General features: G+C 69.7%; 24 protein-coding genes and 1 tRNA gene. 14 read left to right on the top strand and 11 right to left on the bottom strand.

Annotated features, from left to right (window positions below; genetic code table 11):
- Window positions 1-114: 114 nt before the first annotated feature.
- Window positions 115-651, top strand: coding sequence for an inorganic diphosphatase (gene ppa, locus AC2EAQ_RS02410; RefSeq protein ID WP_484640114.1), 537 nt, complete (start codon window positions 115-117; stop codon window positions 649-651).
- A 6-nt stretch (window positions 652-657) separates the two neighbouring features.
- Here ppa and AC2EAQ_RS02405 read toward each other — a convergent pair whose 3' ends face one another.
- Entirely contained in the window at window positions 658-1,842 is a 1,185-nt protein-coding gene (locus AC2EAQ_RS02405) for a GNAT family N-acetyltransferase (RefSeq protein WP_484640113.1), read from the bottom strand.
- Between the two features lie 19 nt (window positions 1,843-1,861).
- On the opposite strand from AC2EAQ_RS02405, the gene AC2EAQ_RS02400 reads away from it, so the two are divergent.
- Complete coding sequence (locus AC2EAQ_RS02400) at window positions 1,862-3,544, top strand: NAD+ synthase (RefSeq protein ID WP_484640112.1); 1,683 nt, start codon at window positions 1,862-1,864, stop codon at window positions 3,542-3,544.
- A gap of 33 nt (window positions 3,545-3,577) precedes the next feature.
- Window positions 3,578-3,916: a P-II family nitrogen regulator gene (locus tag AC2EAQ_RS02395; RefSeq protein ID WP_484640111.1), complete on the top strand. Its 339-nt coding sequence runs from the start codon at window positions 3,578-3,580 to the stop codon at window positions 3,914-3,916.
- Window positions 3,917-3,959: 43 nt separating this feature from the next.
- Here AC2EAQ_RS02395 and AC2EAQ_RS02390 read toward each other — a convergent pair whose 3' ends face one another.
- From AC2EAQ_RS02390 to AC2EAQ_RS02365, 6 genes are read right to left on the bottom strand one after another with little or no spacing between them, the layout of a single operon-like run.
- Entirely contained in the window at window positions 3,960-4,541 is a 582-nt protein-coding gene (locus tag AC2EAQ_RS02390) for an LOG family protein (RefSeq protein ID WP_484640110.1), read from the bottom strand.
- Window positions 4,542-4,543: 2 nt separating this feature from the next.
- Entirely contained in the window at window positions 4,544-4,924 is a 381-nt protein-coding gene (locus AC2EAQ_RS02385; RefSeq protein ID WP_484640108.1) for a diacylglycerol kinase, read from the bottom strand.
- Window positions 4,921-5,466 (bottom strand): RDD family protein, encoded by a 546-nt coding sequence (locus AC2EAQ_RS02380; protein WP_484640106.1) that lies wholly within the window; start codon window positions 5,464-5,466, stop codon window positions 4,921-4,923. The genes AC2EAQ_RS02385 and AC2EAQ_RS02380 overlap by 4 nt, the downstream gene beginning before the upstream one ends.
- Window positions 5,463-6,203, bottom strand: coding sequence for a DUF3106 domain-containing protein (locus AC2EAQ_RS02375; protein WP_484640105.1), 741 nt, complete (start codon window positions 6,201-6,203; stop codon window positions 5,463-5,465). Before AC2EAQ_RS02375 ends, AC2EAQ_RS02380 begins: the two co-directional genes overlap by 4 nt.
- Window positions 6,200-6,661, bottom strand: coding sequence for a DUF3619 family protein (locus AC2EAQ_RS02370; protein ID WP_484640104.1), 462 nt, complete (start codon window positions 6,659-6,661; stop codon window positions 6,200-6,202). The genes AC2EAQ_RS02375 and AC2EAQ_RS02370 overlap by 4 nt, the downstream gene beginning before the upstream one ends.
- Window positions 6,658-7,227, bottom strand: coding sequence for an RNA polymerase sigma factor (locus AC2EAQ_RS02365; protein ID WP_484640103.1), 570 nt, complete (start codon window positions 7,225-7,227; stop codon window positions 6,658-6,660). Before AC2EAQ_RS02365 ends, AC2EAQ_RS02370 begins: the two co-directional genes overlap by 4 nt.
- A 233-nt stretch (window positions 7,228-7,460) precedes the next feature.
- Between AC2EAQ_RS02365 and AC2EAQ_RS02360 the strand changes: the two genes are divergently transcribed.
- The 6 genes from AC2EAQ_RS02360 (at window position 7,461) to pbpG (ending at window position 14,490) form a co-directional block, all read left to right on the top strand.
- On the top strand, window positions 7,461-9,239 hold the full coding sequence (locus tag AC2EAQ_RS02360; protein WP_484640102.1) for an acetolactate synthase 3 catalytic subunit: 1,779 nt from the start codon (window positions 7,461-7,463) through the stop codon (window positions 9,237-9,239).
- A gap of 92 nt (window positions 9,240-9,331) precedes the next feature.
- The gene (gene ilvN / locus AC2EAQ_RS02355; RefSeq protein ID WP_484640101.1) at window positions 9,332-9,823 is read left to right on the top strand and encodes an acetolactate synthase small subunit; all 492 of its coding nucleotides are present in this window, start codon (window positions 9,332-9,334) and stop codon (window positions 9,821-9,823) included.
- Window positions 9,824-9,846: 23 nt separating this feature from the next.
- The gene (gene ilvC / locus AC2EAQ_RS02350; protein ID WP_484640100.1) at window positions 9,847-10,863 is read left to right on the top strand and encodes a ketol-acid reductoisomerase; all 1,017 of its coding nucleotides are present in this window, start codon (window positions 9,847-9,849) and stop codon (window positions 10,861-10,863) included.
- A gap of 40 nt (window positions 10,864-10,903) precedes the next feature.
- Complete coding sequence (locus AC2EAQ_RS02345) at window positions 10,904-11,722, top strand: CDP-alcohol phosphatidyltransferase family protein (RefSeq protein ID WP_484640099.1); 819 nt, start codon at window positions 10,904-10,906, stop codon at window positions 11,720-11,722.
- A gap of 82 nt (window positions 11,723-11,804) precedes the next feature.
- A complete protein-coding gene (locus AC2EAQ_RS02340; protein WP_484640097.1) occupies window positions 11,805-13,349 on the top strand; it encodes a 2-isopropylmalate synthase in 1,545 nt (514 codons plus the stop codon).
- Between the two features lie 169 nt (window positions 13,350-13,518).
- Window positions 13,519-14,490 (top strand): D-alanyl-D-alanine endopeptidase, encoded by a 972-nt coding sequence (gene pbpG / locus AC2EAQ_RS02335; RefSeq protein WP_484640096.1) that lies wholly within the window; start codon window positions 13,519-13,521, stop codon window positions 14,488-14,490.
- Between the two features lie 15 nt (window positions 14,491-14,505).
- Here the strand turns inward: pbpG and AC2EAQ_RS02330 are convergent, their stop codons facing one another.
- Genes AC2EAQ_RS02330 through hpnC form a run of 4 tightly spaced genes read right to left on the bottom strand, consistent with a single transcriptional unit; the run spans window position 14,506 to window position 18,397 of the window.
- On the bottom strand, window positions 14,506-15,312 hold the full coding sequence (locus tag AC2EAQ_RS02330) for an IclR family transcriptional regulator (RefSeq protein ID WP_484640095.1): 807 nt from the start codon (window positions 15,310-15,312) through the stop codon (window positions 14,506-14,508).
- Window positions 15,313-15,369: 57 nt separating this feature from the next.
- Window positions 15,370-16,689, bottom strand: a complete 1,320-nt coding sequence (hpnE, locus tag AC2EAQ_RS02325) for a hydroxysqualene dehydroxylase HpnE (RefSeq protein ID WP_484640094.1) — start codon at window positions 16,687-16,689, stop codon at window positions 15,370-15,372.
- Complete coding sequence (hpnD, locus tag AC2EAQ_RS02320) at window positions 16,689-17,537, bottom strand: presqualene diphosphate synthase HpnD (protein WP_484640093.1); 849 nt, start codon at window positions 17,535-17,537, stop codon at window positions 16,689-16,691. Before hpnD ends, hpnE begins: the two co-directional genes overlap by 1 nt.
- Window positions 17,534-18,397 carry a squalene synthase HpnC gene (gene hpnC / locus AC2EAQ_RS02315; RefSeq protein ID WP_484640092.1) on the bottom strand — a complete coding sequence of 288 codons (864 nt, stop codon included), beginning with the start codon at window positions 18,395-18,397 and terminating at the stop codon, window positions 17,534-17,536. The genes hpnD and hpnC overlap by 4 nt, the downstream gene beginning before the upstream one ends.
- A 225-nt stretch (window positions 18,398-18,622) precedes the next feature.
- On the opposite strand from hpnC, the gene AC2EAQ_RS02310 reads away from it, so the two are divergent.
- The 5 genes from AC2EAQ_RS02310 (at window position 18,623) to clpP (ending at window position 24,998) form a co-directional block, all read left to right on the top strand.
- Window positions 18,623-19,636, top strand: coding sequence for an efflux RND transporter periplasmic adaptor subunit (locus tag AC2EAQ_RS02310; protein ID WP_484640091.1), 1,014 nt, complete (start codon window positions 18,623-18,625; stop codon window positions 19,634-19,636).
- Between the two features lie 13 nt (window positions 19,637-19,649).
- A complete protein-coding gene (locus AC2EAQ_RS02305) occupies window positions 19,650-22,793 on the top strand; it encodes an efflux RND transporter permease subunit (protein ID WP_484640090.1) in 3,144 nt (1,047 codons plus the stop codon).
- Window positions 22,794-22,859: 66 nt separating this feature from the next.
- Window positions 22,860-22,946 (top strand) — tRNA-Leu (locus tag AC2EAQ_RS02300).
- A 26-nt stretch (window positions 22,947-22,972) separates the two neighbouring features.
- Entirely contained in the window at window positions 22,973-24,280 is a 1,308-nt protein-coding gene (gene tig, locus AC2EAQ_RS02295) for a trigger factor (protein WP_484640089.1), read from the top strand.
- A 109-nt stretch (window positions 24,281-24,389) separates the two neighbouring features.
- Window positions 24,390-24,998 (top strand): ATP-dependent Clp endopeptidase proteolytic subunit ClpP, encoded by a 609-nt coding sequence (gene clpP / locus AC2EAQ_RS02290; RefSeq protein ID WP_484640088.1) that lies wholly within the window; start codon window positions 24,390-24,392, stop codon window positions 24,996-24,998.
- Window positions 24,999-25,029: the final 31 nt, after the last annotated feature.

The raw sequence follows: 25,029 nt of genomic DNA, 5'->3' as shown, positions 1-25,029 counted from the left end.
GACGAGCGGCGGTCGGCTGGGCGTGGCTTTCCCCGGTGGCGTGGCGTCGGGTTGATGCAAGGCAAGGCCCATAGAATCCGGGTAATCCCTGAAACTCCATCGACTGCAACCCCCATGAGCCTGCACAACGTGACCCCCGGCCCCAAGGCCCCGGACGAGTTCAACGTGATCATCGAGATCCCGATGAATGCCGACCCCATCAAGTACGAGGTGGACGAGGAGTCGGGGGCGCTCTTCGTGGACCGCTTCATGGGCACCGCGATGCACTACCCGTGCAACTACGGCTACATCCCGCAGACCCTGGCCGACGACGGCGACCCGGTGGACGTGCTGGTGATCACCCCCGTGCCGCTGATCCCGGGCGTGGTCTGCGCCTGCCGGCCGCTGGGCATCCTGAAGATGCAGGACGAGGCGGGCGGCGACAACAAGCTGCTGGCGGTGCCCACCGACAAGATCCTGTCGATCTACTCCCAGTGGAAGTCGGCCGACGACCTGAACCCCGCGCGGCTGAAGACCATCCAGCACTTCTTCGAGCACTACAAGGACCTCGAGCCCGGCAAGTGGGTCAAGGTGCTGGGCTGGGAAGGCCCGGAGTCCGCCCGCAAGGAGGTCGTCGACGGCATGGCCGCCTGGGCGGCCAAGCACCGCTGACGCGGCCTAGGCGTCGCCGGCGCCGGGCCGGTCGGCCGGCTTGAACGGGTTGCGCTCGTTCAGTTCGTCGACGTAGGCGTCCACGCCGGCGCCCTCGCGGTCCAGAAAGTCGGCCACTGCCGACGCAAAGCGCTCGTCGGCCAGCCAGTGCGCCGACGAGGTCCGCACCGGCAGCAGGCCGCGTGCCATCTTGTGCTCGCCCTGCGCGCCGCCCTCGAAGCGCACGATGCCCTGGGCGATGCACCACTGCAGGGGCTGGTAGTAGCACGCCTCGAAGTGCAGGCAGGGCACGTGCTCGGTGGCGCCCCAGTAGCGGCCATAGGCAACACGTGCCGGGCGGTCCACGGCGATCAGCGACGCCGCGATCGGGCGCCCGTCGCGGCGCGCGACGAACATCACCCAGTTCGGCGCCATGGTGCGTGACATGGCGTCGAAGAACTCGCGTGTCAGATAGGGGCTGGACCCGTGCGCCTCGTAGGTGAGCGTGTAGCAGCGGTGGAAGAAGTCCCACGACGCCGCATCGATCGCCGCGCCGTCGAGCACGTCGAAGGTGACCCCCGCCTCGGCCACGCGGCGTCGCTCCTGGGCGATCTTCTTGCGCTTGTCGCGCTGCAGGCAGGTGCGGAACGCCTCGAAGTCCGGCCAGGGAGCGTCTTCGCGCTGCGCCCAGTGGAACTGCACGTTGTGGCGGATCATCCAGCCCGCGCGTTCGCAGGCGGCACGGTCGGCGTCCGACAGGAACAGCAGGTGCACCGACGACAGCCCGCTGCGGCGGGCCAGTTCGAGCAGGCCCGCCAGCAGCGCGTCGCGTGCCGCGTCGTCGACGGCCAGCAGGCGCGACCCCGGCACCGGCGTGAACGGCACGGCGCACAGCAGCTTGGGGTAGTAACTCAGGCCATGGCGGCGGTAGGCGTCGGCCCAGGCCCAGTCGAACACGTACTCGCCGTAGGAATGCGCCTTCAGGTACAGCGGCGCCGCCGCGACGAGTTCGTCGCCGCGATGCACCGTGGCCACGCGGGGGCCCCAGCCGGTGGCGGGCACGGCGCTGGCCGACGCGTGCAGCGCCGCGAGGTATTCATGGCGCAGGAAGGGCGTGGGCGCGTCCTGCCGCGACAGCAGCCGGTTCCACGCCGACGCATCGATCGCGCACGGGTCGTCGTGGAAGCGGATGACATAATCGTTCGACTGCAACTCAATGCGCTCCGCAGCGATGTTGAAAGTCGCGCTGGCCCAGATCAATGCCACGGTGGGCGACCTGGAGGGCAATGCCCGCAGGATCGTGGACGCCGCACGCAAGGCCCATGCGCAGGGTGCGTCGCTGGTGGTCGCGCCCGAACTGTCCCTCACCGGTTACCCGCCCGAGGACCTGCTGCTGCGTCCGGCCTTCATGCGCGCCTGCGCCGACGCGCTGGCCGGCATGGCGCGCGATCTGGCGGGCTGCGAGGGACTGCATGTGCTGGTGGGGCATCCGCATCAGTTCGGTGACCGCGGCGATGTTAGGACCAAGTCCACCGCGCGCCCGCTGCGCTTCAACGCCGCCTCGGTGCTGGCGGGGGGATCGGTGCTTGGCACCTACTGCAAGCGCGAGCTGCCCAACTACCAGGTGTTCGACGAGCGGCGCTACTTCGCGTCCGGACGCGACGCGGGGCATGGGCCGCTGGTGTTCGACGTGGCCGGCACCCGCGTCGGCGTGCTGATCTGCGAGGACGCGTGGTTCGACGAGCCGGGCGAGGCGGCGCGGGCCGCGGGCGCCCAGGTGCTGGCGGTCATGAACGCGTCGCCGTTCCACCTCGACAAGGCCGGCGAGCGCGAGGACCGCATGGCCGAGCGCGCGCGCGCGACCGGCCTGCCGGTAGTGTTCTCGCATCTCGTGGGTGGGCAGGACGAAGTGGTGTTCGACGGCGCCTCGTTCGCGGTGTCGGCCGACGGCGTGGTGCGCATGCGCGCGCCCAGCTTCGACGAGGCGGTGGCCCTGGTGGAGGTGGCCGGGCCGATGGTCGCTGGCGAACTGTGCCCGCTGCCCACGCTGGAGTCGCAGGCCTGGCAGGCGCTCGTGGTGGGCGTGCGCGACTACCTTGGCAAGAACGGCTTCCCGGGCGCGATCATCGGCCTGTCGGGCGGCATCGACTCGGCCCTGGTGCTGGCGGTGGCGGTGGACGCGCTGGGCGCCGACAAGGTGCGCGCGGTGATGATGCCGTCGCCCTACACGGCCGACATCTCGTGGATCGACTCGCGCGACATGGTGCGCCGGCTCGGCGTGCAGTACGACGAGATCCCCATCGCGCCGATGTTCGACGCCTTCCGCGCCAGCCTCGCGCCGCAGTTCGCCGGCCTGGCTGAGGACACCACCGAGGAGAACATCCAGGCCCGCATCCGCGGCACGCTGCTGATGGCGCTGTCGAACAAGACCGGCCGCATCGTGCTGACCACCGGCAACAAGAGCGAGATGGCCACCGGCTACTGCACGCTCTACGGCGACATGGCCGGCGGCTTCGCCGTCATCAAGGACGTGGCCAAGACGCTGGTGTACCGGCTGGCGCGCTGGAAGAACGCGCAGCCGACCCGCCGCGCGGACGGCACCCTCGGGCCCTGGATCCCGGAACGCATCATCACGCGCGCGCCGTCGGCCGAACTGCGGCCCGACCAGACCGACCAGGACAGCCTGCCGCCCTACGACGTGCTCGACGCGATCCTGGCGCGCTACATGGAGGACGACCAGAGCATCGACGACATCGTCGCGGCCGGCTTCGAGCGCACCACCGTGGAGCGCGTGACGCGCCTCATCAAGGTGAACGAGTACAAGCGGCGCCAGGCGCCGGTGGGCATCCGGATCACGCACCGGGCCTTCGGGCGCGACTGGCGCTACCCCATCACGTCGAAGTTCCGTGCTTAAATCCAAGTCAGTGTTTTCCACGGAGCCCAAGCCATGAAGCAGATCACCGCCATCATCAAGCCGTTCAAGCTCGAGGAAGTGCGTGAGGCGCTGGCCGATGTCGGCGTCTCGGGCCTGACGGTGACCGAGGTCAAGGGTTTCGGCCGCCAGAAGGGGCACACGGAGCTCTACCGCGGCGCCGAGTACGTGGTCGACTTCCTGCCCAAGGTGAAGGTCGAGGTGGTGGTCAAGAACGACGACGTGGACCGCTGCATCGACGCCATCGTCAAGGCCGCCAAGACGGGCAAGATCGGCGACGGCAAGATCTTCGTCACGGCGGTCGAACAGGTGGTGCGCATCCGCACTGGCGAGACCGACGAAGCGGCCGTCTGAAGCCGCGGCCGCCCGCCGGGGCGACCATGCCGCCCCGGGGGGGTCAGGTGCGCGAGTAGTCGTCGGGTGCCGTGGCGCGCCGGGCGGCGTCCAGCACCCGGTCCAGCAGGCGGTCGGCACGGTCGTCCACCAGCAGGGCCTGGAACTGCGCGTCCGACACGAAGCCCCGCGCGTGGCTCACGCGCGTGAACTCCAGCAGCGCGTCGTAGTAGCCGTCGACATTGAGCAGCGCCACCGGCTTGTCGTGGTAGCCGAGCTGCTGCCAGGACCACATCTCGTAGAGCTCCTCGAGCGTGCCGATCCCGCCGGGCAGGGCGATGAAGGCGTCCGAGCGCTCGGCCATCAGCATCTTGCGCTCGTGCATCGTCTGCACGACATGCTGCTCGGTCAGCCCGGTGTGGCCCACCTCGCGGTCCATCAGGGCCTGCGGGATGACGCCGATGACGTGGCCGCCGTGCGCCAGAGCGGCGTCGGCCACGGCCCCCATCAGCCCGACCCGGCCGCCGCCATAGACGACGGCGGATCCGCTCTCGGCGATGCGGCGGCCCAGGTCGCGGGCGGCGTCGAGGAACGCTGGGGAGTCCCCCATGCGCGACCCGCAGTAGACGGCGATCGATGCAGTCATGTTCAGGCAGTGAAGTGTTGCACCAGGGCTGCCCCCCAGATGGCGGCGCACAGCAGCAGGGACAGCATCACGGCGGCGCTGCCGAAGTCCTTGGCGCGCTTGGACAGCTCGTGCCATTCGTAGGACACGCGGTCGACCACGGCTTCGATGCCGGAGTTGAGCAGCTCCACGATCATCACCAGCAGCACCGACCCCGCGAGCAGCGCGACCTCGGTCCAGTCGCGGCCGAGCCAGAACGCCAGCGGCAGCAGGGGAACGGCGAGCCAGACCTCCTGGCGGAAGGCGCTTTCGCCCCTGTAGGCCAGGCGCAACCCGCTCCACGAGTTGAAGAACGCTCTCACGATGCGGTCGACGCCCGTGTGGCCCTTGAACTCGTTGGTCATGCCGCGGATTGTGCCCGCCGGTCCGCCTTGGCGTCCCAGGACACCAGGCGCGTGCCGCACAGGGCGTCATGCAGGAACTGTCGCTGCGGATGGGCCAGGGCCAGCAGCGCATAGGCGATCACGCCGGTGATCATCAGCGCGAAGATCTCCGACGCGCTGTGCAGGCCGGCGAGCCGGGCCGTCAGCAGCGCCGGCACGAACCAGAGCCAGCTGGCGAGATAGCGGGCCAGCGCGCGGGCCTGGCTGACGGGCTGGCCCTCCACGGTGACGAGACGCACGTTCCACGCGCGCATGGCCACCGTCTGCCCGCCGCGCGACCAGAACAGCACGAAGTACACCGCCAGCACGATGAAGGCGAAGGCCTGGAGCCCCGTCTGACCCTGCAGTGCATGGCGCTGCTGGGTCAGCGACGAATAGAGGTAGCCGGCCACGAACAGCACGCCGAACAGCAGCACGCCCTCGTAGATGAAGGCCGCCATGCGACGCCAGAGCCCCGGCGTGGGCAGCGACGGCGACGGCGGCGACCCGGTCGCCGGACTCATTGGTTCTTGCTGGACGGGTTGCCCTTGGCGCCGCCGCCGGCCGTGGCCGGGCGTGCCGCGCCGGCGCCCTGTGCGCCGCGCTGCGGCAGCAGCGTGGCGGCGTCGACGAACTCGGGCGTGGCGGCGACCTTAGGCAGGCCGGCCTGCTGGTGCAGCGGCGGCTTGCTGGGCGTCGAGACCAGCTTGGTGCTGGCGCCCGGGCCGCGCTGCACCACGGTCGGTCCGACCGTCCGGGGCTGGGGAGAGGCGGGCGCGCGCACCACATTGGACTTTTCCGGCGGCGCGGCCGGGTCGCGCCGCGTGGCGGGTTTGGGCGCCGGCTTGGCCTGCGCCTTCTCCGCCAGGGCCCGGCGCTGGTCGGCGGGCAGGGCACGGTAGGCCTCCCACTGGCGCTGACGGTCCTCGGGCGAGATCTGGCGGGCCTCGGTGAAGTTCAGCCGCGCCCGGGCCCGGTCGGCGGTGGACATGCGCGACCATTCGCTCATGCGCTGCTGCATGCGCGCGCGCTCGTCGGGCGGCAGGCTGCCGTAGCGGTTGGCGACCTCCAGCCACTTCTGCTGCTGGGCCGGCGTGATCGACGCCCAGTCGCGCTGCAGCGGGGCCAGGACCGACTGCTGCGCCGGGTTCAGCGCCGACCATGCCGCAGGCGACGGCCCGACCAGCCCCTGTGCAGCCGCGGCGCCGGCCAGGGTCGCCAGCGTCAGGGCCAGGAGGAAGTGTCGGGCAGGGCGGTTCACGGGCGGGCGGTTCTCAGGTACTCGACGAATCCGGGGTCGCTGTAGGCTTCGGGCGGCAGGTCATCGGCCAGCAGCGCCGCGTCGACCTCGGCCGCCGCCGCGATCTGGGCGCGGGTGTAATGGTCGTCGATGAGCAACAAGCCTGCCAGCAGCACCGCCAGCGGCAGCAGGGACGACAGGCGCAGCCACCAGGGATTGCCGTCGTCCGACGGACCCACCGCGAGCGCGGCAGCGCCGCCCGCGCCGACCCGCACGGAGGCCGGCGCCGATTGGCGGCGCGCCGCGCGGGCGCGCTCCAGCGCCTGCTCGCGCGCGAAGCGCAGGCGCTCGTCCACGTCGGCAGGCGCCTGGCGGACGTGGGCCTCGGTCAGCAGGGCGGTGATCCGGCGCCCGAAGCGGGCTTCGGCGCGTTCGGCGGCGGTCATCGCGGTGGCGGCGGCAGGCGTTCGACGGGTCATGGTGCAACTCCCTTGGCGCGCAGGGCCTTTGCCAAAGCATGAACGGCCCGGGAGCAGTGCGTTTTCACGCTGCCTTCCGAGCACCCCATGACCGCGGCGGTCTCTGCAACATCCAGTTCCTCCCAGTAACGAAGGAGGAAGGCCTCGCGTTGACGCGCCGGCAGGCGTGAGACCTCGCCATCGATGAGGGCCAGCATTTGTAACCGACCGACCGAATCGGCTGCACTTTCGGTGGCCGCGCTGTCGTCGGACAGGTCCAGCAGCTCGAGCAGGTCGAAGTCGCCCCCGTCGTCGTCCGCACCCTCGAACTCGGACAGATTGACCAGGACCGCATTGCGCACCTTCTGGCGCCGGAACCAGTCCATCGTGGCGTTGGACAGGATGCGCTGGAACACCAGGGGCAGTTCCTCGGCCGGGCGGTCGGCGTACTTCTCCGCCAGGCGGATCATCGAGTCCTGCACGATGTCCAGCGCGGCGTCGTCGTTGCGCACGGTATAGGCCGTGCGCTTGAAGGCGCGCTTTTCGACGCTCTTGAGGAAGTCGGAGAGTTCTTTTTCGGTCGCCAAGGGGCGGCTCGCTGCAGGGGCGGCCCGTCGATCGGGCGCGGCGGATTATGTCGCAGCAAGGGGTCGCAGCCCGCGATGACATAATGCTGCTCCGCACAACGCTCTTTTCGGTTCTCGACTGGGCCGCCCACAGGGGCTCTTCTCGTTGACCGCGCAGGTTCCACATCCGCCCCACAAGGGTGCGAAGAGGAACACCGATGGATTTTCGTCAGAGAAATTCTCAGAGGTTCGAAATGGACATGTCTGCCGCGGAAGTCAAGCGCGCCGCATCGGCGCAACCTTCCTCCCCCTCTCATCCCGCCGAGCTCAACGGCTCGGAGATCATGGTTCGCTGCCTTCAGGCCGAAGGGGTCAAGTACCTCTGGGGCTACCCGGGCGGGGCCGTGCTCTACATCTACGACGCCCTGTACAAGCAGGACACGATCGAGCACGTGCTCGTTCGCCACGAGCAGGCCGCGATCCATGCGGCCGACGGCTACGCCCGGGCCACCGGCGACGTCGGCGTGGCCCTGGTGACCTCCGGTCCGGGCGTGACGAATGCCGTCACCGGCATCGCCACCGCCTACATGGACTCGATCCCGATGGTGATCGTCACCGGCCAGGTGCCGACGCCGGCGATCGGCCTGGACGCCTTCCAGGAGTGCGACACCGTCGGCATCACCCGTCCGATCGTCAAGCACAACTTCCTCGTCAAGGACGTTCGCGACCTGGCGCTGACGATGAAGAAGGCGTTCCACATCGCGCGCACCGGCCGTCCCGGCCCGGTGGTGGTGGACATCCCCAAGGACGTGTCCCTGAAGACGGCGCCCTTCCACTACCCCGAGCACATCGAGATGCGCTCGTACAACCCGGTGCGCAAGGGCCATGCGGGCCAGATCCGCAAGGCGGTGCAGCTGCTGCTGGCGGCCAAGCGGCCCTACATCTACACCGGCGGCGGCGTGATCCTGGGCGAGGCCTCGGCCGAGCTGCGCGAGCTGGTGCACCTGCTGGGCTATCCGTGCACCAACACGCTGATGGGCCTGGGCGCGATCGACTCCGCGGACCCGCAGTTCCTGGGCATGCTCGGCATGCACGGCACCTACGAGGCCAACATGACCATGCAGCACTGCGACGTGCTGCTGGCCGTGGGGGCGCGCTTCGACGACCGCGTGATCGGCAACCCGAAGCACTTCGCCTCGGTGGAACGCAAGATCATCCATGTGGACATCGACCCGTCGTCGATCTCCAAGCGCGTGAAGGTGGACATCCCCATCGTCGGCGACGTGAAGGACGTGCTGCAGGAGCTGATCGCCCAGGTCAAGGAGGCGCAGAGCCGCCCCGACAAGGGTGCGCTCAACGCCTGGTGGAGCCAGGTCAACGAGTGGCGCAAGCGCGACTGCCTGGCCTACAAGAAGAGCGACGAGGTGATCAAGCCGCAGTACGTGGTGGACCTGCTCTGGCAGCTCACCCGGGACCGCGACACCTACATCACCAGCGACGTGGGCCAGCACCAGATGTGGGCGGCGCAGTTCTACCGCTTCGCCGAGCCGCGGCGCTGGATCAACTCCGGCGGCCTGGGCACGATGGGCGTCGGTCTGCCCTACGCCATGGGCATCAAGCTGGCCAAGCCCGAGTCGGACGTGTTCTGCATCACGGGCGAAGGCTCGATCCAGATGTGCATCCAGGAGCTGTCGACCTGCAAGCAGTACGACACGCCGGTGAAGATCGTGTCGCTGAACAACCGCTACCTGGGCATGGTGCGGCAGTGGCAGGAGCTCGACTACGGCGGCCGCTACTCGCACAGCTACATGGACGCGCTGCCCGACTTCGTGAAGCTCGCCGAGGCCTACGGACACGTGGGCCTGCTGGTGGAGCGGCCCGCCGACGTGGAACCGGCACTGCGCGAGGCCATCCGCCTCAAGGACCGTACCGTGTTCCTCGACATCCGCACCGACCCGACGGAGAACGTCTGGCCCATGGTGCAGGCCGGCAAGGGCATCACGGAGATGCTGCTCGGCGCCGAGGACCTCTAGGTCTTCCGGCGTCTTCCCCACTCGAACCGCGTGGCCAAGGGCCCGGGGTTACCGCCCCGGCGCCTGAAGAGCGCGCAAGGACGACGAAGAAAATGAAACACATCATTGCCGTGCTGCTCGAGAACGAGCCCGGCGCCCTGTCGCGCGTGGTGGCGCTGTTTTCCGCCCGCGGCTACAACATCGAGAGCCTGACCGTGGCGCCCACCGAGGACGCCTCGCTGTCGCGCATGACCATCGTGACCACCGGCAGCGACGACGTGATCGAGCAGATCACCAAGCACCTGAACCGGCTGATCGAGGTGGTGAAGGTGGTCGACCTGACCGAGGCCAGCTTCACCGAGCGCGAACTGATGCTCATCAAGGTGCGCGCCGTCGGCAAGGAGCGCGAGGAGATGAAGCGCATGGCCGACATCTTCCGCGGCCGCGTCATCGACGTCACCGACAAGAGCTACACCATCGAGCTGACGGGCGACTCGTCCAAGCTCGACGCCTTCCTGGTGGCGATCGATCGCGCCGCCATCCTGGAAACCGTTCGCACCGGTGCCTCGGGCATCGGCCGCGGCGAGCGCATCCTGCGCGTTTGAAGAATCACTGACGGAGAAGAACCATGAAGGTTTATTACGACAAGGACGCCGACCTGAGCCTGATCAAGGGCAAGAACGTGGCGATCATCGGCTACGGGTCCCAGGGCCATGCGCATGCGCAGAACCTCAACGACAGCGGCGTCAAGGTCACCGTGGGCCTGCGCCGCGGCGGCGCGTCCTGGAGCAAGGTCGAGAAGGCCGGCCTCAAGGTGGCCGAGGTGGCCGAGGCGGTCAAGAGCGCCGACGTCGTGATGATCCTGCTGCCCGACGAGCAGATCGCCAGCGTGTACGCCAACGACGTGGCGCCGCACATCAAGCAGGGCGCATCGCTGGCCTTCGCGCACGGCTTCAACGTCCACTACGGTCAGGTGGTGCCGCGCGACGACCTCGACGTGTGGATGGTCGCGCCCAAGGCTCCGGGCCACACCGTGCGCAACACCTACACGCAGGGTGGCGGCGTGCCGCACCTGATCGCCGTGCATGCCGACCGCAGCGGCAAGGCGCGCGACCTGGCGCTGTCGTATGCCGTGGCCAACGGCGGCGGCAAGGCCGGCATCATCGAGACCAACTTCCGCGAGGAGACCGAGACCGACCTGTTCGGCGAGCAGACCGTGCTGTGCGGCGGCACCGTCGAGCTGATCAAGGCCGGCTTCGAGACCCTGGTCGAGGCCGGCTACGCGCCCGAGATGGCCTACTTCGAGTGCCTGCACGAGCTCAAGCTGATCGTCGACCTCATCTACGAGGGCGGCATCGCCAACATGAACTACTCGATCTCCAACAACGCGGAGTACGGCGAGTACGTCACCGGGCCGAAGATCGTGACCGAGGACACCAAGAACGCGATGCGCCAGGTGCTCAAGGACATCCAGACCGGCGAGTACGCCAAGAGCTTCATCCTCGAGAACCGCGCCGGCGCGCCGACGCTGCTGTCGCGTCGCCGCCTCACGTCCGACCACCAGATCGAGGTGGTGGGCGAGAAGCTGCGCGCGATGATGCCGTGGATCAAGGCCAACAAGCTGGTCGACCGCTCGCGCAACTGAGCGTGCGGCGGGCGCCGCCCGTGCGCTATCCTCGCGACCGATGAACGACCACGATGCACCGGTGCGCGACGACGCGGCCCTTCGGCCGCGTCGCAAGGGCCTTTATGTGCTGCCCAACGCGATCTCGCTGGCGGCGCTGTTCGCGTCGTTCTACGCGATCGTGATGGCGATGAACGGCCGCTTCGAGGCGGCCGTCATCGGCATCTTCTGCTCCGCCGTGCTGGACAGCCTGGACGGTCGCGTGGCGCGCATGACCAACTCCCAGAGCGCGTTCGGCGAGCAGATGGACAGCCTGTGCGACATGGTCAGCTTCGGCGCGGCGCCGGCGCTGATCGTCTACGAGTGGGCCCTGCGCGACCTGGGCCGCTGGGGCTGGCTCCCTGCGTTCGTCTACATCGCCGGTGCGGCCCTGCGGCTGGCGCGCTTCAACACCAACATCGGCGTCGTCGACCGGCGTTACTTCCAGGGCCTGCCCAGCCCGGCTGCGGCCGCACTGGTGATGGGGCTGATCTGGGTGGCCGACGACGCGGGCGTGCGGGGCGCGGCCAAGATCGACTGGCTGGCCTGGACGGCCTTCGGCGTCACGCTCTATGCCGGCCTGACGATGGTGACCAACGCGCCGTTCTACAGCTTCAAGGACGTGAGCTTCAAGCGCAGCGTGCCGTTCATCGTGATCGTCGCCATCGCGCTGGGCATCGCGGTGATCAACATCCATCCGCCGACGGTGCTGTTCGCGCTGTTCTGCATCTATGGCGTGTCCGGCTATGTCGTCTACGCCTACAAGAAGGCCAAGGGCAAGCCGGTGAGCGTGATCGCCACGTCCACCGACGAGCCCGACGAGGCCGGCCTGCACCGCTGAGCGGCCGCCGGCCCTGGCCGGCCCGCGGCAGGAGGCCCCTCGTCCCGCGCCGTCGTTCCCCTGCATTCCGAAAGGCTGTTCCATGAGTACCGACCGCCTCGTCATCTTCGACACCACGCTGCGCGACGGGGAGCAGTCCCCCGGCGCTTCGATGACCAAGGACGAGAAGCTGCGCATCGCGAGGCAACTCGAGCGGCTGCGCGTGGACGTGATCGAAGCCGGCTTCGCCGCGTCGTCCAATGGCGACTTCGAGGCGGTCAAGGCCATCGCCGGCGCGGTGCGCGAGTCGATCGTCTGCTCGCTGGCGCGCGCCAACGACCGCGACATCTCGCGCGCCGCCGAGGCGCTCAAGGGTGCAGCGCGGGCCCGCATCCACACCTTCATCGCGACGTCGCCGCTGCACATGGAGAAAAAGCTGCGCATGTCGCCCGAGCAGGTGTTCGAGCAGGCGAAGCTGGCCGTGCGCTTCGCCCGCAACCTGGGTGACGACATCGAGTTCTCCGCCGAGGACGGCTATCGCTCGGAACCCGACTTCCTGTGCCGCGTGTTCGAGGCCGTCATCGCCGAAGGCGCCACCACGATCAACGTGCCCGACACCGTGGGCTATGCCGTGCCCGAGCTCTACGGCGAGTTCATCCGAAAGCTGCGCGAGCGCGTGCCCAACGCCGACAAGGCGATCTGGAGCGTGCACTGTCACAACGATCTCGGCATGGCCGTGGCCAATTCGCTGGCCGGCGTCACGATCGGCGGGGCCCGACAGGTGGAATGCACGATCAACGGCCTCGGCGAGCGGGCGGGCAACTGCTCGCTCGAGGAGGTGGTCATGGCGGTGAAGACGCGGCGCGACTACTTCGGCCTCACGCTGGGCATCGACACGTCGCAGATCGTGGCGGCGTCGCGCATGGTCAGCCAGACCACCGGCTTCGTGGTGCAGCCCAACAAGGCCGTGGTCGGAGCCAATGCCTTCGCGCATGCCAGCGGCATCCACCAGGACGGCGTGCTCAAGGCCCGCGACACCTACGAGATCATGCGCGCCGAGGACGTGGGCTGGACCGCCAACAAGATCGTGCTGGGCAAGCTCTCGGGCCGCAACGCGTTCAAGCAGCGCCTGCAGGACCTGGGCATCGAGCTCGAGAGCGAGGCCGACATCAACGCGGCCTTCGCCCGCTTCAAGGATCTGGCGGACCGCAAGAGCGACATCTTCGACGAGGACATCATCGCCCTGGTGTCCGACGAGAGCGTGACGCACGAGCAGGAGCACTACCGCCTGGTCACGCTCGACCAGCGCTCGGCCACCGGCGAGCGCCCGCACGCGCGCGTGGCCTTTGCGCTGGGCGCCGAGGAGTGCCATGTCGAAAGCGATGGCAACGGCCCGGTGGACGCCTGCCTCAAGGCCATCGAGTCTCGGGTGAAGAGTGGGGCCGAACTGGTGCTCTATTCGGTCAATGCCATCACCAGCGGCAGCACAGAATCGCAGGGCGAAGTGACCATCCGTCTGCAGCACGGGGGCCGGGTCGTCAACGGCGTCGGGGCCGACCCGGACATCGTGGTGGCGTCGGCCAAGGCCTACCTCGCGGCCTTGAACAAGCTCCACAGCAAGACGGAGCGCGTGGCGGCACAGGGCTGACCTGTGCAATAAGTCAAGACTTGGGGTATTCCAGGAACGACTTGAGGAAAACCACGCAAGTTCCTGATATTGCGTGGTTTTCTCCTGGCCCGTACACTGGGCCGCAAACGTCGTTGGGGTTTCCCCGGTGCAGAACCATCCGTCCTACCGAATCGGTCTTCTCGCGCTCGTGCTGAGCCTCCTGGGTTTCCTGGCGCTGCTGACCGCCCCGGCCCAGGCAGCCACGAAGTCTCGTGGCGCCGCCACCGTCGAGAAAAGCGCCAAGGCGGCGTCCAAGGCCAAGGCCAAGGCCCGCCCCGTGCGAGCGCGCAAGGTGGTGGCACCGGCCCGTCCGTCGCAGGGCCAGCTCGCCGGTCTGCATGCGGCCGACGATCCGCTGGACCTGAAGTCCGGCGTGGCCCTGGTGCTCGACCAGGACACCAACGAGGTGCTGTTTTCCAAGAACTCGCAGGCCGTGCTGCCCATCGCGTCGATCACCAAGCTGATGACGGCCCTGGTGGTGGCCGAAGCCGGGCTGCCCCTCGACGAGATGCTGACCGTGGACGCGCAGGACGTGGACACCGAGAAGGGCAGCGGATCGCGCCTGCGCGTGGGCACGTCGCTGACGCGCGAGGAGATGCTCCACCTGGCGCTGATGGCGAGCGAAAACCGCGCCGCCCACGCGCTGGGTCGTCACTACCCTGGTGGGCTGACGGCCTTCGTCGAGGCGATGAACCGCAAGGCCCAGGCGCTGGGCATGAAGGACACGCGCTACGTCGAACCCACCGGGCTGTCCAGCCGCAACCAGTCCAATGCCGCCGATCTGGCGCTGCTGGTGCGCGAAGTGGACAAGCACGAGCTGATCCGTCGCCTGTCGACGTCGCCCGAGGCAGCCGTGGCCGTGGGCCGGCGCTCGGTGCAGTTCCGCAACACCAACCTGCTCGTGCGCAACGGCGAATGGGACATCGGCCTGCAGAAGACCGGCTACATCGCCGAGGCCGGCCGCTGCCTGGTGATGCAGGCGCAACTGGCCGGGCGCAAGCTGATCATGGTGCTGCTCGACTCGGCCGGGAAGTACTCCCGCATCGGTGACGCCGAGCGCATCCGCAAGTGGCTCAACGAGCACAGCAGCGCGGTCGCTGCGGCGGTGCCCCAGGTCTGACGGCTCGGCGCGGGCTCAGCGCCGGCGCAAAGGCGCCACGAGGGACGCCGGTTCGCCCGGGTCGTGCCCCAGTGCGCGCGAGATCTCGGCCGCAGTGGCGGTGACCCGGTCGGTCCAGCCCGCCTCCAGGCGGTCCGCGGGGGCCGAGATCGACAGCCCGGCCACCAGCTTGCCCGAGTCGTCGTAGACGCCCGCGGCCACGCAGCGCACGCCGATCTCCAGTTCCTCGTTGTCGAGGGCGTGTCCGCGGGCACGGACGGTGTCCAGCTCGCGCTCGAGCGCGGCCAGCTGCGTGATGCTGTTGCGGGTGTGGCCGGCCAGGCCGGTGCGTGCGGCATAGGCGCGCACGCGGTCGGCGGGCTCGGCCGCCAGGAACAGCTTGCCCACCGAGGTCAGGTGCAGCGGCGCGCGTCCACCGACGGCGCGCACCACCTGCATGCCCGAGCGCTCGCTGTAGGCGCGCTCGATGTAGACGATCTCGTCGCCCTGGCGCACCGACAGGTTCACCGCCTGGTTCGTCAGGCGATGCAGGTCACGCATCGGCGACAGGGCCGCCTCGCGCACGGAGATGCGCGCCTTGACGAGGTTGCCCAGCTCCAGCAGCCGCATGCCGAGTCGGTAGACCCCGGCCTGCGGGCGGTCGACGAAGCGGCCGGCCGCCAGGTCGTTGAGGATGCGATGGGCCGTGGACGGGTGCAGGCCGGTGCGTTCGGCGATGTCCTTCAGGGCCATCGGGTCCGCGTGCTGCGCCAGCACGTCCAGCAGGGCGAAGCTGCGCTCGAGGACCTGGATGGTGGGCGTGTGGTGGTCTCTGGTGGCCATGCGCGCGATCGAAAGCTACCGTGCCGCCATTCTTGCATGGCGAAACTGGTGACCGGATCACGAAACCTGGGGGGCGGCGTCCAATTGCAGCCACCGCAGGGCCGGGCGGGCCGACATCACGGCGCCTTCGAGCGTGGCGGGGTAGGGGCCCTGGACGAAGTCGCCGGCCGCGGCCAGGCCCGGCGCAATGCCGCTGGCCGGCCGGACCAGCCCGGGGCGGCAGGCGAAGGTGGCCCGGCGCTCGGCGATCGTCTGCACCAGGCTGGGGGTCACTCGCCAAGTGCCCGGTGGGAAGGCTCGCGCCGCCTGCTGCAGCGTGGCCTGCGCGATGGCGTCCACGCCGCGCTCCAGCCAGTCGCGCGCACCGCTCACCACGAAGGCGAACAGCCCGGCGCGCGGTCCGCCTCCATCGATGGCACCGAGATCGAAGACGAACTGGGCCGGGTGCTCGGCCGAACTGCTCAGCGCGGTCATCGGCTGCGACAGCGACGAGCCCGGGCTCGACAGGTACACCGTGACGATCGGCTGGTAGTCCAGGCCCGACGCAGCGTCGGCCCAGGCGGCATCGACCGGGCGCACGAGCCGCGCGGCCTCGGTGGCACTGCAGGCCAGCACGACGGCGTCGTAGGCGGCGCCGTCGACGACCCAGCCCGCGCCGTGGGACGCCGGGCGCAGTTCGTCCACCCGATACGTCCAGAGGCAGCGTGCGCCCCGCGCCTGCAGCCACCGGGTGGCCGGGTCGGGCAGCAGGTCCCCGAGCAGGGCCTTGGGCAGCAGCAGGTCCGCCGCGCCGGGGCCTCCGAACAGCGCGTCGCGCAGCACGCGCAGGAACACCTGCGCGCTGGCCTCGGCGGCGGGCGTGTTGAGCGCGGCCACGCACAACGGGTCGATCAGCGCGTCGCGCACCGGCGCCGGCAGGTGGCGCGTCAGATCAGCCACGGACTCGTTGCTGCGGGCCCGGAAGCCCGACATCCGCCACCGCGCCGCGGCCCACAGCAAGGCGACGCGGGCGTGCCAGGGCCAGTGACCGGCGCGCAGCACCGCGGCGGCGAACGCCGGCGCCGCGGGACCCGGGCCCAGGCGAAGGCCGAGCCCGGCCGGATCGACCAGCGTCAGCGGGCGCCGCAACAGGCCCTGCTGCGGATCAACGCCCACCGTGCGCATCAGCGCGAGCGTCTCCCGGTAGGCGCCGATCAGGATGTGCTGGCCGTTGTCGAGGCGGTGCCCCGGCAGTTCCACCGTGCGTGCGCGCCCGCCAGGGCGGGGTGCCATGTCGTGCAGCGTGACGCGGTGGCCTGACTGCACGGCGCCGACCGCCGCCGCCAGGCCGGCCCAGCCGGCGCCGATCACGGCCACCGATCGGCCGGGCGACGCCATCAGCGCTCGCGCCAGTGCGTGCACATCGCGATCCACACCTTGCGCAGGGGGGTCAGCGCGACGCGCTGGTGCAGCACGCGAAAGTCGTCGGCCTCGATCTCGCGCAGCAGCGTGCGGTAGATCTGCGCCATCGCGAGGCCCGGACGCTGGCTGCGCCGGTCGGCCGCGGGCAGCAGCGCGAAGGCTTCGTCGAAGCAGCGGTGCGCCCGCTCGGCCTGGAACTTCATCAAGGCGGTGAAGCGCTCGCTGTAGCCCCAGGGTGACTGGCGCTGCAGGATCTCGGCCGCCTTGACGTCGAAGCGCTTGAGCTCGTCCATCGGCAGGTAGATGCGGCCGCGGCGCGCGTCGTCGCCGACGTCCCGGATGATGTTGGTGAGCTGCATCGCCAGGCCCAGTCGATGCGCGTAGGCGATGGTGCGCTCGTCGGTGCGTCCGAAGATGCCGGCTGCCACCTCGCCCACCACGCCGGCCACGAGGTGGCAGTAGCGGGACAGGGCGGCGAAGTCGAGGTAGCGGTTCTGCTGCAGGTCCATCTCGCAGCCTTCGATCACCGCCAGCAGATGGCGCGCCTCGATGCCATAGCGACCGGCCAGGGGCATCAGCGCCTTCATCACCGGATGCGTCGGTGCGCCATCGTAGGCGCGCCCGACCTCGGTGCGCCACCACGCGAGCTTGGTCGCGGCCACGCCCGGGTCCTCGACCTCGTCGACCACGTCGTCGACCTCGCGGCAGAAGGCGTAGAACGCGGTGATCGCCGCGCGCGGCTCGGGCCCGAGGAAGCGGAAGGCGTAGTAGAAGGACGATCCGCTGCGCGCCGCCTTGTCCTGGACGTACTGCTCGGGGGTCATGGCTGGGGCCTGGGGGACTCTTCGGCGGTGGGCGGGGCGGTGATGCCGGATCGCATGCGAAGTGCGCGCCAGGCCAGCAGCGGCGCGTCGCCGCGCCCGAGGGTCACGCGGTGCGCCATCGCGTCGAATCGGCGCGCTTCGATCTTTTCCAGCACCCGCAGGCCCCCCTGGACCACGAAGCGCAGCTCCCAGCCGAAGCGGCCGGGCATCCGGTGCACGAGCGGCGCGCCAGCGCGCATCAGTTGGCGTGTCCAGCCCACCAGGTCGCGCACCAGCTCGCGGCTGGCGGCCGTGTCCTCGCGGCGGACCGGATGCGTCAGGCCGAAGCGGCGGGCGTCGGCTTCGGTCACGTAGCAGCGCCCCCGTGGCAGGTCGACGGACAGGTCCTGCCAGAAGTTGGCCAACTGCAGGGCGCTGCAGATCGCGTCCGACTCGGCCAACGCGGCCCGGTCGTTCACGCCCGCGAGGTGCAGCAGCAGCCTTCCGATCGGGTTGGCCGACCGGCTGCAGTAGTCGAGCAGCGCGGCCCGGTCCGGATACAGGGGGTTGGCGGTGTCCTGGCGGAACGCGCTGAGCAGGTCGGCCAGCAACGGCACGGGCAGGGCGTGGGCGCGGATCTGGCGGTCCAGGGGCACGAAGACCTCGGGCCAGTGCTCGTCCGGCTGGCCCGTCGCGCACGCCTGCAGCGACCCGGCGTAGCGGTCGAGCAGCGCGCGCCGATGTTCGGGCGATGCGTCGCCCTCGTCGGCGATGTCGTCGGCGGTGCGCGCGAAGTGGTAGATGGCGGTGACGGCCGGGCGCAGCGGCGCCGGACACAACCAGGACGCCACGGGGAAGTTCTCGTAGTGATCGACACCCACGGGGCGGATTGTCCACGGCGTTGCATGCGCCTCACGTCTGTCGTTGACATCTCCCCGCCGGGGCTCCTATATTACTGACCAGTCAGTCAGTAACAAGAAAGCCCGAAGTGCCGGGCTCCCAGCGGAAACCCGACCATGAAGCTGCCCCGTCTTGCCTGGATCCTCCCCTTGCTTCTCGTGGCGGCCTGTTCCCGGCCCGCACCGCAGGCGGAACCGGTTCGAGCGGTGCGCACGCTCACGGTGGGCCAGCTGGCCGCCGGCAGCACGGTGGACTTCGCCGCCGAGGTCCGCGCCCGAACCGAGTCGAGGCTGGGCTTTCGCGTCGGCGGAAAGATGGTCCGGCGCAGCGTCGATGTGGGCGACACCGTCCGCAAGGGGCAGGTGCTGGCCACCCTGGACACGCAGGACCTGAAGCTGGCCCAGGACGCGGCACGCTCGGCGCTGCAGGCCGCCCGCGTCAACGCGGAACAGGCGGCCAGCGACCTGAAGCGCGCGCGTGAACTGCGTGCCCAGGGCTTCATCAGCGACGCCGAACTGGACCGCCGCGACAACGCCGCCAAGGCCGCCCAGGCGCAGTGGGAGCAGGCCCAGGCCCAGGCCGCCGTCCAGGGCAATCAGGCGCGCTACGGCGAGCTGGTGGCCGACGCCGCGGGCGTCGTCACGGCCGTCGACGCCGAGCCGGGCGCCGTGCTAAGTGCCGGCGCGCCGGTGCTGAGACTGGCCCACGATGGCCCGCGCGACGTGGTGTTCGCCGTGCCCGAACAGGACGTCGGCGCCCTGCGGTCCCTGGTCGGCAAGCCCGGGGTCCTGCGGGTGCGCCTGTGGGGCGGCACGGCCACCTTGCCGGCCACGGTGCGCGAGGTGGCGGCCGCCGCCGACCCGGCCACGCGCACTTTCACCATCAAGGCCGACATCGGCCGCGCCGACGTGCGCCTGGGCCAGACGGCCACCGTGACGCTGGCCGTGCCGGCGGCGCCCGGCGCGTTCCGGCTGCCGCTGCCGGCCGTGTTCGAGCACCAGGGCAAGTCCAGCGTCTGGGTGCTGGACCGCAACTCGATGACCGTGCAGGCCCGCACGGTCGAGGTGAGCGGGGCGGAGGGCAGCATGGTGCTGGTGTCGTCGGGCCTCAAGGCGGGCGATACGGTCGTCAGTGCCGGCGTCCATGTGCTCACGCCGGGGCAGAAGGTGTCGCTGTACGGTGCGGCGGCTGTCGCGTCTGCGGCGTCGGCCGTGCGCTGAGGCGGGACGCACCATGCAGGACACCGCTTCCCAGGTTCCCGCCGGCAGCCCCCGCGACGGCTCCCGGTTCAACATCTCGCGCTGGGCGCTCGACCACCCTGCGCTGACGCGCTACCTGATGGTGGTGCTGCTGGTGCTCGGCTTCGCCGCCTACTTCCAGCTCGGCCAGGACGAGGATCCGCCGTTCACCTTCCGCGCGATGGTGGTACAGGCCTTCTGGCCCGGCGCCACCGCCGAACAGATGGCCGAGCAGGTCACCAGCAAGATCGAACGGGCCCTGCAGGACGTGCCCTACAGCGACGTGCTGCGCAGCTACACCAAGCCGGGCGAGTCGCTGACGATCCTGCAGCTCAAGGACAGCTCGCCGCCGAAGGAGGTGACGGGCGTGTGGTACCAGGCGCGCAAGAAGGTCGGCGACATGCGCGCCAGCCTGCCGGCGGGCGTGATCGGCCCGGTGTTCAACGACGACTTCGGCGACGTCTACGGCACCATCTATGCGCTGTCGGCCGACGGCTTCAGCGACGAGGAACTGCGCGAATATGCTGACCGCGTGCGCGACCGCCTGCTGCGCGTGAAGGACGTGGCCAAGGTGGAGATCTTCGGCGCCCAGCCGGAGAAGGTGTTCGTCGAGATCTCCCACAAGCGGCTGGCCACGCTGGGCCTGGACGTCAACCAGGTGATCGCGCAGCTGGGCGCCCAGAACGCCGTTGAGGGCGCCGGTCTGCTCAATGCCGGCACCCAGAACCTGCAGGTGCGCATCGGCGGCCAGTTCCGGTCGCTCGCCGACCTGGAGCAGTTCCCGATCCGGGCCGTCAACCCGGCCACGGGGCAGGCCAGCCAGCTGCGCCTGCGCGACATCGGCACCGTGACCCGGGGCACGATCGACCCGCCTCAGGTGAAGGTGCGCCACCAGGGCAAGCCGGTGATCGCGCTCGGGGTGTCGATGACCAAGGGCGGCGACATCGTCGCGCTGGGCGCCGCGCTGCGCACGCAGGCCCGCGCCATCCAGGCCGAACTGCCCGCGGGCATCGAGATGGCCCAGGTGCAGGACCAGCCCGCGGCGGTGTCGCGCTCGGTGGGCGAGTTCGTGCGCGTGCTGGTGGAGGCGGTGGTGGTGGTGCTGGCCGTGAGCTTCATCGCCCTGGGCCTGCACACGCGTCCGCTGCGCATCGACGTCTGGCCCGGCCTGGTGGTGGCGATCACGATCCCGCTGGTCATGGCCATCACCTTCGTGGTCATGTACTACTGGGGCGTGGGCCTGCACAAGATCTCGCTGGGCAGCCTGATCATCGCGCTGGGCCTGCTGGTGGACGACGCGATCATTGCCGTCGAGATGATGGTCCGCAAGCTGGAGGAGGGCTACGACAAGGTCCGCGCCGCCACCTTCGCCTACGAGATCACGTCGATGCCGATGCTCACCGGCACGCTGATCACCGCCGCGGGCTTCCTGCCGATCGGCCTGGCCCGCTCCTCCGTGGGCGAGTACACCTTCGCCATCTTCGCCGTCACCACCGCCGCGCTGGTGATCTCGTGGGTGGTGTCGGTCTACTTCGTGCCCTATCTCGGCGCGCGCCTGCTGCGCACCAAGGCGCACGTCGGCCCCGGCGAGGGCGCCCATGAACTGTTCGACACGCCGTTCTACGCACGCTTCCGCAAGGCCGTGAACTGGTGCGTGGCGCACCGCTGGATCACCATCGGCGTGACCCTGCTGACCTTTGCGCTGGGCGTGGTCGGCATGGGCAAGGTGCAGCAGCAGTTCTTCCCCGATTCCAGCCGCCCCGAACTGCTGGTGGACCTGTGGTTGCCCGAGGGGTCGACCGTCGCGGAGAGCGAGGCGCTGGCGCGACGGTTCGAGGAGCGCATCGCCCGCGAGCCCGGCGTGGCCAGCGTCACGACCTGGGTCGGCTCGGGCGTGCCGCGGTTCTACCTGCCGCTAGACCAGATCTTCCAGAACAGCAACGTCAGCCAGACCATCGTGCTGCCGGCCGACCTGTCGGCCCGGGAGACCCTGCGGCGCAAGTTGCCGGCACTGCTGGCCACCGAGTTCCCGGAAGCCCGAGGGCGGGTCAAGCTGCTGCCCAACGGGCCGCCGGTGCCGTACCCGGTGCAGTTCCGGGTGGTCGGGCCCGAGGTGGCGGGTGTTCGCGCCTGGGCCGACGAGGCCAAGGCCGTGCTGAGGGCCAATGCCAGCATGCGCGGCGTCAACGACAACTGGAACGAGAGCGTCAAGGTGCTGCGCCTGACGATCGACCAGGACAAGGCGCGCGTGCTCGGCGTCACCAGCCAGGGCATCGCCCAGGCGGCCCGCACCGTGCTGTCCGGCACCACCGTGGGCCAGTTCCGCGAGGGCGACAAACTGATCGACATCGTGCTGCGGCAGCCGGCGGACGAGCGCAACGCCATCACCGACCTGGCCACGGCCTACCTGCCGACGGCCTCGGGCCGGTCGATCCCGCTGTCGCAGATCGCCCGGGTGGACCTGGTCTGGGAGCCGGGCGTCATCTGGCGCGAGGGTCGCAAGTACGCCGCCACCGTGCAGGGCGACGTGGTCGACGGCGTGCAGGGCCCGACGGTGACGGCGCAGGTCTGGCCCGAACTGCAGAAGCTGCGCGAGCGCATGCCGGTGGGCTACGACATCGAGGTGGCCGGCGCGGTGGCCGAGAGCAGCAAGGGCCAGGGTTCCATTGCCGTCGGCGTGCCAGTGATGCTGTTCATCATGTTCACGCTGCTGGTGCTCCAGTTGCAGAGCGTCTCGCGCGCGTTCCTGGTGGTGCTGACGGCGCCGCTGGGCATCGCCGGCGTGGCGGGCGCGCTGCTGCTGCTGGACCGGCCGTTCGGCTTCGTGGCGCTGCTGGGCTTCATCGCGCTGGCGGGCATGATCATGCGCAACTCGGTGATCCTGATCGACCAGATCGAGCAGGACCGCGCCCGCGGGGTGCCGGCCTGGGACGCCATCGTCGAGTCGGCGGTGCGCCGCTTCCGCCCGATCGTGCTGACGGCCGCGGCCGCGGTGCTGGCCATGATCCCGCTGTCGCGCAGCGTGTTCTGGGGTCCGATGGCCGTGGCGATCATGGGCGGGCTGATCGTGGCCACGGCGCTGACGCTGCTGGCCCTGCCGGCCATGTACGCGGCGTGGTTCAGGGTGAAGCGAGCGTGACGAGGGCGTCGGCGACTACAGGCTAAAATCCCGCGTTTGCCGCCAGCCGCACACCGGCTGCTGCCCGCGCGGGTGGCGAAATTGGTAGACGCACCAGGTTTAGGTCCTGACGCCTTCACCGGCGTGGGGGTTCGAGTCCCCCCCCGCGCACCACGAAAAACCTCCTCGAGAACCCTGCCATGACGGTCACTGTCGAAACCCTCGAAAAGCTGCAACGCCGCATCACCCTGTCGCTGCCGCTGGAAAGCATCACCGGCGAGGTCGAGACCCGCCTGAAGAAGCTGGCCCGCACCGTCCGTGCCGACGGCTTCCGCCCCGGCAAGGTGCCGATGAGCGTCGTGGCCCAGCGCTACGGCTACTCGGTGCAGTACGAGGTGATGAACGACAAGGTCGGCGAGGCCTTCAACCAGGCCGCCAACGAGGCCCGCCTGCGCGTGGCCGGCGCGCCCAAGATCACTCAGAAGGAAGAGGCTGCCGACGGCCACATGGCCTTCGACGCCACCTTCGAGGTCTACCCGGAAGTGCGCATCGGCGACCTGTCCCAGGTGTCGGTCGAGCGCGTCACCACCGAGGTGACCGACGCCGCCATCGACAAGACCGTCGAGATCCTGCGCAAGCAGCGCCGCACCTTCGCCCAGCGCCCGGCCGCCGAAGGCGCCGCTGAAGGCGACCGGGTCACGATCGACTTCGAAGGCAAGATCGACGGCGAACCGTTCGCCGGCGGCAAGGCCGAGGCGTTCCAGTTCATCGTCGGCGAGGGCCAGATGCTGCCCCAGTTCGACCAGGGCGTGCGCGGCATGAAGGCCGGCGAGTCCAAGACCTTCCCGGTGGCCTTCCCGGCCGACTACCAGGGCCAGGACGTGGCGGGCAAGGAAGCCGACTTCCTCGTCACGATGAAGAAGATCGAGGTCCAGCACCTGCCGGTGGTCGACGACGCCTTCGTCAAGACGCTGGGCATCAAGGACGCCACGGTCGACGCGCTGCGCGCCGACGTCAAGAAGAACCTCGAGCGCGAGGTCAAGTTCCGCGTGCTGTCGCGCAACAAGGCGGCCGTGATGGACGCGCTGGTCGGCGCCGCCGAGCTGGACGTGCCCCAGGCCCTGGTGGAAGGCGAGACCGAGCGCCTGGTGGAATCGGCGCGCGCCGACCTGAAGCAGCGCGGCATCAAGGACGCCGACAAGGCCCCGATTCCGGCCGAGCTGTTCACCTCGCAGGCCGAGCGCCGCGTGCGTCTGGGCCTGGTGGTGGCCGAACTGGTGCGCTCTGCCGGCCTGCAGGCCAAGCCGGAGCAACTCCAGGCCCACATCGAGGAGATGGCCCAGAGCTACGAGAAGCCGGCCGAGGTGATGCGCTGGTACCTGTCGGACCGCCAGCGCATGGCCGAGGTGGAAGCCATCGTGATCGAGAACAACGTCACCAACCACGTGCTTGGCCTGGCCAAGGTCAGCGACAAGGCGCTGCCGTTCGACGAGCTGATGACGGCCTGAGGCATCGCCGACACAGGAGCAAGGCGCCGCGCCGCGAGGCCCGGCGCCTTTGTTTTTTGCACCCCATAATCGGCCTGGATCGAATCCGACCGTCAACGAGGAACCGCTGGTGAGCGCACTGGAAACACAAGGGCTGGGCCTGGTGCCCATGGTCATCGAGCAGTCGGGGCGCGGCGAGCGCGCCTACGACATCTATTCGCGCCTGCTGCGCGAGCGCATCGTCTTCCTGGTGGGCCCGGTCAACGACGCCACCGCCAACCTGGTGGTGGCGCAGATGCTCTTCCTGGAGAGCGAGAACCCGGACAAGGACATCTTCTTCTACATCAACTCCCCGGGCGGCTCGGTCAGCGCCGGCATGTCGATCTACGACACGATGCAGTTCATCAAGCCGGACGTGTCCACGCTGTGCATGGGCATCGCGGCCAGCATGGGCGCGTTCCTGCTGGCGTCGGGTGCCAAGGGCAAGCGCATCGCCCTGCCGAACTCGCGGGTCATGATCCACCAGCCCTCGGGCGGGGCGCAGGGCCAGGCCACCGACATCGAGATCCAGGCGCGCGAGATTCTGAAGCTGCGCGAGACGCTGAACCAGATCCTGTCCGAGCGCACCGGCCAGCCGATCGACAAGATCCGCTCCGACAGCGAGCGTGACTATTTCATGTCCGCCACCGAAGCCCGCGACTACGGGCTGGTGGACCAGGTGATCGAGAAGCGGTCGTGATCGGGGCCACAGTACCCCGGATCCGGCCCCT

It is taken from the genome of Aquabacterium sp. T101 (genome assembly GCF_057219775.1).
Note: the sequence above shows the minus strand (reverse complement) of the source record. Positions and strands in the feature narration are given on the sequence as shown.

Bases quoted from the DNA above. Each gene is read 5' to 3' on its own strand.
- ppa (WP_484640114.1), top strand. From the start codon at position 115: ATGAGCCTGCACAACGTGACCCCCGGCCCCAAGGCCCCGGACGAGTTC.
- AC2EAQ_RS02400 (WP_484640112.1), top strand. From the start codon at position 1,862: ATGTTGAAAGTCGCGCTGGCCCAGATCAATGCCACGGTGGGCGACCTG.
- AC2EAQ_RS02395 (WP_484640111.1), top strand. From the start codon at position 3,578: ATGAAGCAGATCACCGCCATCATCAAGCCGTTCAAGCTCGAGGAAGTG.
- AC2EAQ_RS02390 (WP_484640110.1), bottom strand. From the start codon at position 4,541: ATGACTGCATCGATCGCCGTCTACTGCGGGTCGCGCATGGGGGACTCC.
- AC2EAQ_RS02385 (WP_484640108.1), bottom strand. From the start codon at position 4,924: ATGACCAACGAGTTCAAGGGCCACACGGGCGTCGACCGCATCGTGAGA.
- AC2EAQ_RS02380 (WP_484640106.1), bottom strand. From the start codon at position 5,466: ATGAGTCCGGCGACCGGGTCGCCGCCGTCGCCGTCGCTGCCCACGCCG.
- AC2EAQ_RS02370 (WP_484640104.1), bottom strand. From the start codon at position 6,661: ATGACCCGTCGAACGCCTGCCGCCGCCACCGCGATGACCGCCGCCGAA.
- AC2EAQ_RS02360 (WP_484640102.1), top strand. From the start codon at position 7,461: ATGGACATGTCTGCCGCGGAAGTCAAGCGCGCCGCATCGGCGCAACCT.
- ilvN (WP_484640101.1), top strand. From the start codon at position 9,332: ATGAAACACATCATTGCCGTGCTGCTCGAGAACGAGCCCGGCGCCCTG.
- ilvC (WP_484640100.1), top strand. From the start codon at position 9,847: ATGAAGGTTTATTACGACAAGGACGCCGACCTGAGCCTGATCAAGGGC.
- AC2EAQ_RS02345 (WP_484640099.1), top strand. From the start codon at position 10,904: ATGAACGACCACGATGCACCGGTGCGCGACGACGCGGCCCTTCGGCCG.
- AC2EAQ_RS02340 (WP_484640097.1), top strand. From the start codon at position 11,805: ATGAGTACCGACCGCCTCGTCATCTTCGACACCACGCTGCGCGACGGG.
- AC2EAQ_RS02330 (WP_484640095.1), bottom strand. From the start codon at position 15,312: ATGGCCACCAGAGACCACCACACGCCCACCATCCAGGTCCTCGAGCGC.
- hpnE (WP_484640094.1), bottom strand. From the start codon at position 16,689: ATGGCGTCGCCCGGCCGATCGGTGGCCGTGATCGGCGCCGGCTGGGCC.
- hpnD (WP_484640093.1), bottom strand. From the start codon at position 17,537: ATGACCCCCGAGCAGTACGTCCAGGACAAGGCGGCGCGCAGCGGATCG.
- AC2EAQ_RS02305 (WP_484640090.1), top strand. From the start codon at position 19,650: ATGCAGGACACCGCTTCCCAGGTTCCCGCCGGCAGCCCCCGCGACGGC.
- tig (WP_484640089.1), top strand. From the start codon at position 22,973: ATGACGGTCACTGTCGAAACCCTCGAAAAGCTGCAACGCCGCATCACC.